Origin of the sequence: Prevotella sp. CAG:592 (assembly GCF_000436015.1) — a bacterium.
In the GTDB taxonomy this organism is placed as follows: Bacteria; Bacteroidota; Bacteroidia; order Bacteroidales; family Bacteroidaceae; genus Prevotella; species Prevotella pectinovora.
Genome location: NZ_FR892484.1, coordinates 16,629 through 19,052 on the forward strand (window position 1 = coordinate 16,629; position 2,424 = coordinate 19,052).

Genomic DNA, 2,424 nt, shown 5'->3' on the forward strand with positions numbered 1-2,424 from the left:
GACAGCCGGCGGTGGGCAAGAAACTGGCGGTTCCCGTCCACGATGTCGGTATTGCCATAGAGCACGGCAGGCAGTGCGTCCTCTCCCCCATCGGCAGCCACATAGCTGTCCACTCCCGTGTTTGCCACGAGTTCGGCGATAGTATCGTCGGCAGGCAGCGAGTCGCCGGCATTCAGAAAGCACACATAGTCGCCGGTTGCCATCTGCAGTCCCTTGTTCATGGCGTCGTAGATGCCATTGTCAGGCTCCACGAGCAATCTCACCTCATGACCATTGTCAGAGGCGAACGAGCGTTCCATATAGTCTTTTGCCACTACGGCGGTGTCGTCGGTAGAAGCTCCGTCGATGACGATATGCTCCAGAGCGGCATAATTCTGCCGGAACACGCTGTCGAGAGTGGGCTGCAAGAGCTTCTCGGCATTGTATGTAACGGTGATCAGAGTAATCTTTATCATAGTTTATAGCGTTTTAGGGCCAATGCCTCATTATAAGCCTCGATGTATTTCATTGCCACAGAATACTGCGAATAGCAGGTGTTCACCTTTCGCAGCGCCTCGGCGGCGAGCGCCTCGCGGTCGGCCTCACACATCACCCAATGCATGCCTTTGGCCAGGTCGTCAACGCTCTTGTATTCTGCCACGTAGCCGTTTTTCAGATGGTCTATCATCTCAGGGATGCCGCCGGTGTTGAATCCCACACACGGCACTCCGCATGCCATTGCCTCCATGATGGTGTTGGGCAGGTTGTCTTCGAGCGACGGCAGCACGAACATATCCACAGAATTGTATACGCTCGCTATCTTCTTCTCGTCGCTCACGTAACCCAGCGGATACGACGGCAACGGCAGCTTCCCGGCGAGTTCCTCTGCCTGTCCGCCGAGGATGGCGATGCCGGTGTTCTGGCGCATCTCGGGATGCTGTTCCACCATCTTGTTCATGGCGGTGATGAAATAGTCCATTCCCTTGCGCTGGTCGGTGACGCGCTGCGACACGAAGAGAATCAGACGCTTGTCGGCTGGCAGTCCGGCATAGATGCGTGCCTTCTCCTGGTCTTCCCGACAGAACACGTGGGTGTCGATGGGATTGGGGATGCTCATCACCTTCTGGCCGCTGAGCAGTCCGCTCTTCTTAGCCTTGTCGGCGAGCCAGCGGCTGCAGGTGACGAAGAGTATGCTGTTGGTGCCGAGGGCCTGACGCTTGCGGCGCCACACCTTGGCAGAAAGGTCGTTCCTGGATCCGCCGCCGGGCAGCAGCGGACAGTTGCCGCACCTGCTCTCATAGCGGTGGCAGTTGCGGGCGTAATGGCATATCGACGAAGCCGGCCACAGGTCGTGCATCGTCCACACCACCGGTTTCTTGCTTGCCAGGATCTTCCTGATGCCTCCGATGGACAGCATGCCCTGGTTCACCCAGCTCAGGTGTATTACATCTGCCTCGCGGAATTCCCGTGTCCGGGTGATGTCGGTGCCGGCGTTGGCGATGTCTATCTGGAAGAGGTTGTCGCGCTTGAAGCGCAGGTGGCAGAAGATGACGAAGCGTTCCCAGAGGAAGTTCCATCTCTGGTGCCACGACTTGTCAAGCTGCGCCACGGTGATGTTGTCCGTGGCCTTGTCTCTCACCAGCATCTTTGTCTTTATGCCGTTGTTGTTCAGTGCGTCCATGAGCCTGTTTGCCGCCACGGCGGCTCCGCCCACATTCTCACTGGTGTTTACGATTAGCACTCTCATGATTTTCGTCTCCTTTTTGTTTCAACTGCAAAATTATGAATTTATTGAATAACGCCAAACCTATGTGCGATAAAAAATCGCGGCACGGGGACAATAGTTCAGAATCTTTCTCCGCACATTTGCAGAGAAAATCTGTATTTAGCATCTCCTTAACGAACGTTTCTTTCCATGGAAACTTTGGGCACAGTTTTGGGCACCCCCCATGCCCACTTGGGGCAAGGTGCTTGCCCCAAGTGAGAAAGCTGCTTGCCCCACATGGGCAAGCATGCTGCCCATTTATTGCAGTTTTACGATCCTTGCCCATGGTTGTGGCTTTGTTGTCGGCAAAGCAGAAGCAACCAGAGAAATGTAAGCCATAATTTATATTGCATGCAAAAGTCTTACCAGACAGTAGTAAGGCAAGCCATCCACTTCCATACGATTCCTTCCTCTTATTCTCCAACCATCCAGACAATTACCCGATGGTTTCAGAGCACAAATAAAGGCGGAAGCACCTGTATATCAACCACTTCCACATCCACAACCAGATGGTTGACGATTTTTTGGAAAAATGAGGTTATATATCAAAATCGAACCGGGAGACAAAGCAGAACAAGTTTCAAGACATATCAATCACCATAAATAATCCATCGAGACGTCCTTTGCTCTACCAACTAAGAGATGGCGGCATAAAAAAAGAGTCACCATATTAGGCAACT

2 protein-coding genes are annotated in these 2,424 nt (G+C 53.3%); both read right to left on the reverse strand.

Annotated features, from left to right (window positions below; genetic code table 11):
• On the reverse strand, nucleotides 1–455 hold a 455-nt coding region (locus QVO99_RS00525), incomplete at its 3' end, for a glycosyltransferase (protein WP_288176832.1).
• Complete coding sequence (locus QVO99_RS00530; RefSeq protein WP_022315630.1) at nucleotides 452–1,726, reverse strand: glycosyltransferase family 4 protein; 1,275 nt, start codon at nucleotides 1,724–1,726, stop codon at nucleotides 452–454. The genes QVO99_RS00525 and QVO99_RS00530, both read right to left, overlap by 4 nt.
• Nucleotides 1,727–2,424 lie beyond the last annotated feature (698 nt).

Coding starts and splice junctions, on each gene's coding strand:
- QVO99_RS00530 (WP_022315630.1), bottom strand. CDS start 1,726: ATGAGAGTGCTAATCGTAAACACCAGTGAGAATGTGGGCGGAGCCGCC.